The sequence below is a fragment of the Mesorhizobium sp. WSM4813 genome (genome assembly GCF_055811555.1).
On record NZ_JBVVQU010000071.1, the window covers coordinates 21,628 to 28,908 of the forward strand.

The window sequence follows — 7,281 nt, forward strand, 5'->3', positions numbered from 1 at the left end:
GTTCATGACCGGGCCTGCCATAGCAGCGGCGCGGCAGTGCAATCTTGCACCAACTCGCACTCGGTCATCGGCATTTGGAGGGAGACAACGCAATGCGTGTAGAGAACCTGGCGAGCACACGCCTGCCCAATTACAGCGCGCGGATTATGCGCCAGGTTGCGGGGGAAATGGGGATTGATTGGGTGAACCTCGCCGAAGTAGCACGTGTCGATCCGGCAGTATTTGACGACCCGAACGGTGAATTGAGCGGGGTCGACGAGCTTCGGCTGCAGCGGGCTTTTGCCAAAGCTACGAGTGGCGAGCCGGGAGCCTCTTTCAGCACCGGATTGCAGTTCCACATCCTTACGATGGGTCCGCTAGGCATGGCGGCCCTGGCAGCGTCCGACACGACTGGCGCCCTTCGCAATGCCATGCATTTCCAGGATCTCTGTCCATCGCTGATCAGCTACGGCCTGGTATACGAGGATGGGGGGTTGGTTGGAATTTCGGGTGACGCTTCCGGAACGCCAATCGACATTCGTGAGCAACAACTCGAACGATCGCTGAGTTGCGTCACCCGCCTGCTCACCGATATGTGGCAGGATTCCAATCTAATGTCGCACGTCGAAATAGCCCTAGACCGTCCAAGGAACTGGTGCCGGTGCGAGGACATACTGGGGTTTCCGGTCATCTTTGGAGCGCCGCATACACGGTGGGTGTTCAAACCCGGCGCCGGCGACAAGACCCTGCCACTGGCAAGCCCTTTGCTTGAAGACACCTATAAACGCTTGTGTGAAACTCTTCTGGCGCGAACGCGCACCGAGGAAGGCCTCGTTGGGCAACTCTATGGATTGCTAGTCCGTGCCGGGCGGCAAATGCCTGATGTCGCCGAGGCTGCCCGGCGTCTCCACGTGTCGGAACGCACTCTACACAGACGGCTGGCGCGGCAGGGCTTGAGCTTTCAGCGACTGATCGACAATACGCGCGAAGAGCATGCGCGTTACCTGCTAGCGACCGGCGTGCTGCCGATTGAGCGCGTTGCCGAACTTGTCGGCTTTACCGAAGCAGCCAGCTTCAGCCGCGCCTTCAAGCGCTGGACGGGGATGTCTCCGCTGCGTTTCCGACAAGTCCAGACCACACCGGAGAAGTAGCCATCCTGACGATGGTCAACGGCTGTTGCCGAGTGCATCTCCGCGAGGGCCGCGAAGTCGAAGTACCTCTCTATGGATCGCGCGAAATATCGCTGAAAGCGGTCCCGACCGGGCGACTGGCCGACGGCGGTGGTTCGGAATTGGCGAAGAGTCCTAGTCTCGCACTCGCGGGAAGTGACTCTCAAAAACACGAAACCAGAAGCGATAATCGGCATGGCGACCGTCACAGCGAGCGGAAAGAGCGCACCACGCGGCAGCGAGCGCAGCTCCGTTTTGCTCAACTGTTTCCGCAGTGCTGAGGGTGCTTGCGTTCCCATGAACGGTGGAAGGGGTTGGTCTGTCTCGTTTCTGCATGACGACGTTCCTGCGTGAATGTCCGACGCAGGGTTCAAGGGATGGCCGGACGTCCAAACTCTAGCTGAGCCACGATCGAGACAATCCGCCTCGACTTTCTCGTGTCGTCCCTGGCACCATATCGTCTTCATTCAACGGTCTTGATCGATTCTCCTTTCGCCTAAAGTCAATCGGCTCCTCATCCGGACTGAAGTCTCACGCGGCAGCGACTTGTTCGGCAAGGGTCTCCAGATGTTGCCTGCAGATAGACTCGACAAGGTCATGCAGGATCGCGGTTCGTTCGCCGAGCCATTCCAAGGCTTCGCGGCTGATCTGATAGTGCTCGGAATACCGCGCCTTTACATAAGCCTCGTTCAGCGTGTTGAACCAGGCGCGAAATCGCTGCTGGTCGCGCGGCCATGCCTCGGTTAGCCGGCGGTCATGCTCCTCGGCTAAGGTGCGAAGAAAGTTTAAATTGTGCGATGGCGGGCTGTAACTTGTAAGCGTCAGCAAAAGAGCCGAATAGGCATGCTCGGCGGCTTGGTGGAGAAGGAAAGCCCCCTCTTTCAGCATGCCTTCGGCCAAAGCCGTCTTGAACAATCGGTGGAAGTTCTTCGCCGCAGGCATTCGACTCTCGAATTGCTCACGCGCTGATTTGAGCGCATCTGCCGAGCTCTGCGGTTTTGGCTCCGCCAACGGCTCGTCATCGAGTTCGTAAAGCACGATACCCTGGCGTCGGATATCGGAGAAGAAATACTGCCCCTGTCTGAGCGCAGTGTTCACCTCCCGGCGCGAGTGGACGATCAAGCCGACCTGGGTCGACACACCGCGATCGCGCAGCAGCCGATCGCTGGCCTTGTACCAGTAGGTGGCAAATTCCGTCAGCTTGCGGTTGTTGACGACGACCAGGAGATCGAAATCTGAGCGGTAGCCCTTCATGCTATGAGGTTCGTCGACCCAGTCACCGCGCGCATAGGAGCCAAACAGGATGATTTTGAGAATCCTGCCTTTTTTCTTGAATTCCGCCGAACTGCCTTCGAGCGCGTCCTCGAATTCTTCGTGCAGGATCTCGACGACGCGGGCGAGTTCGCGCTGCTTGTTCGCTGGCAGGTGATCAAGGCTGGTTTTCATCATCCGATAATGCGCGGTCCGCGATCTTGGTGAAAGGGTTAGATGATGCCGATGGCGAAATCCATGTCCGATAGCCAGAGACCTCTGCATCCTACCCTCGATCGAGTTTTGCAACGCAAGCTTGTCACAAACAGCCGCAGGCATTATGTTGCAACATAGTCGCAAAGTCAAACAGCACGTTTGGCCAATCGCGCAAGTTAGAATCACCACAAGGAGACGGTATTGCTGCTTATAGTAGCATTTTCTAATATCCTCCGAGGAAATTCTCCCTCGTTTGTTGCAACATCACTGAGACATTGACGATGAAAGTTCGAGACGTCCCATCAACTGCGAGTCCGATCGGGATGAGACCTTGCATTCTCGTTTGCTGCTCCGATGCCAGCTATTACGCGCTTATCAGCTATATCCTCGAAAGCGAGGGGTTTGCTTGTCTGCCGGCCTGCGACTGCGCAAAGTCGCTCGAACTGTTGCCACAATGGCGCGTCACGGCCGTGCTGCTCGATTGCAGCGACGATTCATCTTGTCAGCCCGACGTAATCAGTCGCATCTGTCACGCGAGCAAGGAACGTGGAATTGCGGTCGTTGCTGTACTCCCTCCAGGCAATCAAATCTTGTATTTCGAGCTTTTGAAGGCCGGTGTCGATCACATCTTTACGTCGCCCCATCACCCGTCCCAGATCGTGCATGCCTTGCGTGCTCTGGCAGGCATGGGGGAGCAACTGGCGGCCCCAGAGGACCTTGGCGAGACGGGGTTCTCGTGGGGAAAGCTGGAACTGTTTCCGCAGCGGCATCGCGTGCGTTATGACGGCAAGGATATCGTCCTGGGACCAATACAGTTCAGGCTTTTGGCGACGATGATGCACGACCCCGATCGCATCTTCAGCCGGAAAGAATTCATTCGAGCCGCGTGGGCGCCCAACGTTCACGTCGAACCGCGTACTGTTGACGTGCATATGGGCCGACTGCGCGATGCCTTGAGGAAAGCCGCCGGCCGAGACATCATTCGCACAGTGCGTACGGCGGGCTATGGCCTCGATAGCCCAATCGAGCAAACGGAAGTCTAGACTAAGACTAGGCCAAGCGCGCCGCGTGGCGCGCAATACCATGAAGTTTCTCGTCGCTTATGTTGTTAAGAACCGCAAAGACGTAGACGAAGAAATCTTCGCAACCCGTAAATTTATGCCGGGTGGCCTTTCCCTAAATGTCGATCAGATCGTGCGCCATGAGAACGAATAAGGAACATGTTTCCTTGATCGTCAAGTCGCGCTGTGGAATCTATCCGTGGGTTCGACCAGTGGAGGCCGCCGCTCCCTCCGGCAAGGGACCTGGCCGGCGCGAGCACGTTGTGGCCGGTCAGTTACGCATGCAACAGATTTTCCAAGAATTCGGCCATCCGACATACCTCCCGTTTCCGGTTATTGCGGCGAGGCTTCTGCTGGCGTCGATCTTCGGTGCTGCGATCGGTTTCGAACGCGAATGGCGAAATCGGCCTGCCGGGCTTCGCACTCATATTCTGATCTGCGTGGCAGCGGCTACTTTCGGTATTCTGACGATTGAAATCGTTCACTCGCCGATGTTTCTGCAGGCCTCCGTGAAGGTCGATCCGATTCGTGTTGTCGAAGCGGTTACCGCTGGCGTCGCGTTCCTTGCTGCCGGATCGATTTTGTTTTCGAGAGGCGAGGTCCACGGGCTGACGACCGGTGCAGGCATGTGGCTGTCCGGGGCAATTGGCGTGGCGTGCGGGCTCGGTCTGTGGCAAGTGGCGGCACTCGGCACCCTTTTGGTGCTTGTCGTGGCAGGCCTTCTTTATAGTTTTGCAGCCAAGTCCGGGATTGGCGAGAACACCGGACAGGAAAAGCCCATTTCGGAAGAAGATGTGTCCAAGCGGCGCGCAAGGAGCCGAACGGCGGAGTGCGTGGCGGATCCATTACTTTGCCGAAGAGAAAGCCGCGAGAGCATTCCTTGACCACCCACTTCGGTGGCGCGTATTCAATCCAGCGCGCAACTGGGAGAACGGCCGAGCGCGAAAGGCGTCTGGCGCCGCGGTGGTGAATATAGGAGGATTCTCGCTCTTGCTCCCGAGATCCTGCGAAGTTAAGGGCAAGGGAATGTGCGGACGATTCACCAGATATCTGCCTTGGTCGGAAATCCACCGGCTCTATCGACTGACGGCGCCAGCCGAAATCGGCCGCAACGACGCGCCGCGCTACAACATCGCGCCGACCGAGGAAGTTCCATTCGTCACGGCCGGCGAGAATGGGGGCCACAAGCTCCGCCAAAGTCGATGGTGGCTGGTTCCCTGGCATGCCAAGGAACTCCCCAAGGCCACCATGTTCAACGCCCGCTCCGAGACCATCGATACCTCTGGAGCCTTCAAAGATGCATTCAAGTCGAAACGCTGCCTGATCCCTGCCGACGGCTTCTATGAGTGGACGATCAGCCCGGCTGACAAGGGGCGTGACCCCTGGCATATCTTCCTGCCCGATCATCAGCCGTTCAGCTTCGCCGGCATCTGGGCCTACAACAAGAACCTCGACGTGACGAGCTGTTCGATTGTCACCATGCCGGCTGGCGAGACGATGCGCCAGATCCATGATCGGCAGCCGGTGATCCTCGATCCGGACATGTATGATGCCTGGCTGGACCCGGAAACGCCGCCAAACGACGCCAAACAGTTGTTGCACGAAAACCTCGATGAGGACCTGGAGTTCTACCGTGTCAGCCGCGACGTGAACACCTCCGTCAAGAACAAGCTGCCAAACGACAGCCCGCACATGATCGACCCGATAGCGCTGCTATGAGTGACGAAATCCGCCTTCCCGGCACAATGGAGCCGGTCACCCGCCCCGGTATTCAGCGCCATACGTGCGAGCATCCCGGCTGCGGCAAGAACGCCGGATGGGGTTTCGCCAAGCCGCGGCAGCCATCGCACTGGTTCTGTTTCGAGCACCGCGCCGACGGTGAGCGATATCTATGACGAGTAGAGCAACAAAATGACACGCCTCACGTTCGCAGACGAGCTTGAAGGGTGGCGGCTAGGATCGCGGACATCTCCCGCGCCGATCTTCAGATTGTCCTCCGTAGGGCTGCACTGATGCTTCGAAACGTCTTAGGCGTGCCGCTGGAGCCCGCAACGGAGGACACGCTCGATTCCATTGCTGCCGAGATGAAAATTGGCCGGCCGGAGCTTATTCAGATCGTGCTGCGCGAATGGCTCGAAACCAACGCCTATCTGCCAGTCCGAGCGATCGATGAAAAAAGCGAGACAGACGGTAGGGCATAGGGACTTCCGTGATCACGTCCCTACCTTCCGCCTCAACCTCTGTTAGCTTTTTCCTGCGGCGGACCCAAATCCGCCCGGCCGGCGCGCCCTACAGGCAATCAGCAATCTTCGGTGGTCTTCTTCATTTGACCGGGGGCGGCGGTCTTAGCGTCCGTGTCCTGCTGCCCAGGAGCGGCCTCCTGCGCGCTGCCGGTCTGCTGGCCAGGTGCGCAATCCTTGGCTGAGTTCGAGTTCGTGCCGCTGGTGGTGGTGGTGTCAGTTCCCTGATCAGTTGTGGTGGTTGTGGAGTTGGCTCCCTGATCGGGGCTGGTCGTGGTCGTGGTCGTGGAGGTTCCGCCCGAAGTTCCGCTCGTCGTCTGGGCAAAGGAAAGCCCGGCGGAAAGCGCCAACATGGCGGAGGCCAAAAGGATCCGTTTCATATTCTTTCTCCTCTGTTAAGCGCACGACGCGCTCACGAACCAACCTGCGGACAAAAGGAATGTTCCACTGATGGTACTCCCCCAGCGAGTGCCCGGTGTGCCGTACCGTCAACCCGCTGAACTCTCGTCGCCTGCGAATTTCCAGCATAAAGCGACAAAGTTGAAACTGAACTTCCAGCCGTCCGGTACCAGGACTGTGCGTCGAAGGGTGGCTATGGCTCACACCCCGTCGTAAGATCCCTGGCTTGGAGGTATTCCAATGCACATGGGAAACGTGGTTCACGACACTATAGTCTTTGTTGGTTCAGGCATAAAATGTGCTGGCACCGCCTTCCTTCTGCATTACCAGGGCGCTCCATACCTCGTCACGGCAGGTCACGTTGCGAAGGTGCTGGAAGGATCTCCGTTTGTAATCCTTGTCAACAGAAACAACCGTGCCGAGTTGTTGCCGGCCGACGACGTAAAGTGGGTTTATCATTCCGATCCCTTGGTCGATTTGGCTGTCGTCCATTCGCGCTGCCCGCGAAAGACAACTTCCAAATCAAATATCTCCCAGAGAACATAATCGGCACCAGGGAAGCACTGGCTGCTGAGAACACTGACGTGGGCGACCTCTGCTACACCGTTGGCCTTTTCCATTTCGTGCATGGCCAAACGCGCAACATGCCGATGGTCCATTCTGGCAGCATCGCCCTCATGCCGCCCGAAGGGGAGCGAATACCAGTTGGCAACAAGACAACAGGCAAAACAGACTGGGTTGAGGGCTATTTGATCGAAACCTGCCAACACGGGGATCGATTATTACGGAATAAATCCTTATCCGGTGCGCACGACTGCGGTGGACTTCAACTACGTCGATAGAGCCGTGGCTGCGGCGTTGCAAGCAGGCATCCCGCAGAGCGCGATCGTTCGGCGCGGCCATGGACCGGCAAGCGCCGACCCTGGTGTGACTAGCGCCGGTATTTTCCGTCTCGGCAATGAAGCG

General features: G+C 57.9%; 11 protein-coding genes. 7 read left to right on the plus strand and 4 right to left on the minus strand.

Annotation, left to right across the window (positions count from 1 at the left end; translation table 11 throughout):
* The first annotated feature begins 92 nt into the window (after positions 1 to 92).
* A complete protein-coding gene (locus AC0L25_RS28625) occupies positions 93 to 1,130 on the plus strand; it encodes an AraC family transcriptional regulator (protein WP_473598551.1) in 1,038 nt (345 codons plus the stop codon).
* A gap of 549 nt (positions 1,131 to 1,679) precedes the next feature.
* On the opposite strand, the gene AC0L25_RS28630 is transcribed toward AC0L25_RS28625, so the two are convergent.
* Positions 1,680 to 2,594: a nucleotidyltransferase and HEPN domain-containing protein gene (locus AC0L25_RS28630; protein ID WP_473598561.1), complete on the minus strand. Its 915-nt coding sequence runs from the start codon at positions 2,592 to 2,594 to the stop codon at positions 1,680 to 1,682.
* 302 nt (positions 2,595 to 2,896) lie between these two features.
* On the opposite strand from AC0L25_RS28630, the gene AC0L25_RS28635 reads away from it, so the two are divergent.
* The 6 genes from AC0L25_RS28635 (at position 2,897) to AC0L25_RS28660 (ending at position 5,877) form a co-directional block, all read left to right on the plus strand.
* Positions 2,897 to 3,658 (plus strand): winged helix-turn-helix domain-containing protein, encoded by a 762-nt coding sequence (locus AC0L25_RS28635; protein ID WP_473598552.1) that lies wholly within the window; start codon positions 2,897 to 2,899, stop codon positions 3,656 to 3,658.
* A 40-nt stretch (positions 3,659 to 3,698) separates the two neighbouring features.
* Positions 3,699 to 3,830 (plus strand): hypothetical protein, encoded by a 132-nt coding sequence (locus AC0L25_RS28640; protein WP_473598553.1) that lies wholly within the window; start codon positions 3,699 to 3,701, stop codon positions 3,828 to 3,830.
* A 127-nt stretch (positions 3,831 to 3,957) separates the two neighbouring features.
* A complete protein-coding gene (locus AC0L25_RS28645) occupies positions 3,958 to 4,560 on the plus strand; it encodes an MgtC/SapB family protein (protein ID WP_473598562.1) in 603 nt (200 codons plus the stop codon).
* A gap of 142 nt (positions 4,561 to 4,702) precedes the next feature.
* Positions 4,703 to 5,395, plus strand: a complete 693-nt coding sequence (locus AC0L25_RS28650; protein ID WP_473598554.1) for an SOS response-associated peptidase — start codon at positions 4,703 to 4,705, stop codon at positions 5,393 to 5,395.
* On the plus strand, positions 5,392 to 5,571 hold the full coding sequence (locus tag AC0L25_RS28655) for a hypothetical protein (protein ID WP_473598555.1): 180 nt from the start codon (positions 5,392 to 5,394) through the stop codon (positions 5,569 to 5,571). The genes AC0L25_RS28650 and AC0L25_RS28655 overlap by 4 nt, the downstream gene beginning before the upstream one ends.
* Positions 5,572 to 5,688: 117 nt before the next feature.
* Positions 5,689 to 5,877 (plus strand): hypothetical protein, encoded by a 189-nt coding sequence (locus AC0L25_RS28660; RefSeq protein WP_473598556.1) that lies wholly within the window; start codon positions 5,689 to 5,691, stop codon positions 5,875 to 5,877.
* 98 nt (positions 5,878 to 5,975) lie between these two features.
* Here the strand turns inward: AC0L25_RS28660 and AC0L25_RS28665 are convergent, their stop codons facing one another.
* From AC0L25_RS28665 to AC0L25_RS28675, 3 genes are all read right to left on the minus strand, one after another.
* Positions 5,976 to 6,296, minus strand: coding sequence for a hypothetical protein (locus tag AC0L25_RS28665; RefSeq protein WP_473598557.1), 321 nt, complete (start codon positions 6,294 to 6,296; stop codon positions 5,976 to 5,978).
* Between the two features lie 304 nt (positions 6,297 to 6,600).
* Positions 6,601 to 6,807 carry a hypothetical protein gene (locus AC0L25_RS28670; protein ID WP_473598558.1) on the minus strand — a complete coding sequence of 69 codons (207 nt, stop codon included), beginning with the start codon at positions 6,805 to 6,807 and terminating at the stop codon, positions 6,601 to 6,603.
* On the minus strand, positions 6,771 to 7,082 hold the full coding sequence (locus AC0L25_RS28675) for a hypothetical protein (RefSeq protein WP_473598559.1): 312 nt from the start codon (positions 7,080 to 7,082) through the stop codon (positions 6,771 to 6,773). The genes AC0L25_RS28670 and AC0L25_RS28675 overlap by 37 nt, the downstream gene beginning before the upstream one ends.
* Positions 7,083 to 7,281: the final 199 nt, after the last annotated feature.

Excerpts from the sequence above, each read along its gene's own strand:
- AC0L25_RS28625 (WP_473598551.1), top strand. The coding sequence starts at position 93 with ATGCGTGTAGAGAACCTGGCGAGCACACGCCTGCCCAATTACAGCGCG.
- AC0L25_RS28630 (WP_473598561.1), bottom strand. The coding sequence starts at position 2,594 with ATGAAAACCAGCCTTGATCACCTGCCAGCGAACAAGCAGCGCGAACTC.
- AC0L25_RS28635 (WP_473598552.1), top strand. The coding sequence starts at position 2,897 with ATGAAAGTTCGAGACGTCCCATCAACTGCGAGTCCGATCGGGATGAGA.
- AC0L25_RS28640 (WP_473598553.1), top strand. The coding sequence starts at position 3,699 with ATGAAGTTTCTCGTCGCTTATGTTGTTAAGAACCGCAAAGACGTAGAC.
- AC0L25_RS28645 (WP_473598562.1), top strand. The coding sequence starts at position 3,958 with ATGCAACAGATTTTCCAAGAATTCGGCCATCCGACATACCTCCCGTTT.
- AC0L25_RS28650 (WP_473598554.1), top strand. The coding sequence starts at position 4,703 with ATGTGCGGACGATTCACCAGATATCTGCCTTGGTCGGAAATCCACCGG.
- AC0L25_RS28655 (WP_473598555.1), top strand. The coding sequence starts at position 5,392 with ATGAGTGACGAAATCCGCCTTCCCGGCACAATGGAGCCGGTCACCCGC.
- AC0L25_RS28660 (WP_473598556.1), top strand. The coding sequence starts at position 5,689 with ATGCTTCGAAACGTCTTAGGCGTGCCGCTGGAGCCCGCAACGGAGGAC.
- AC0L25_RS28665 (WP_473598557.1), bottom strand. The coding sequence starts at position 6,296 with ATGAAACGGATCCTTTTGGCCTCCGCCATGTTGGCGCTTTCCGCCGGG.
- AC0L25_RS28670 (WP_473598558.1), bottom strand. The coding sequence starts at position 6,807 with ATGGACGACAGCCAAATCGACCAAGGGATCGGAATGATAAACCCACTT.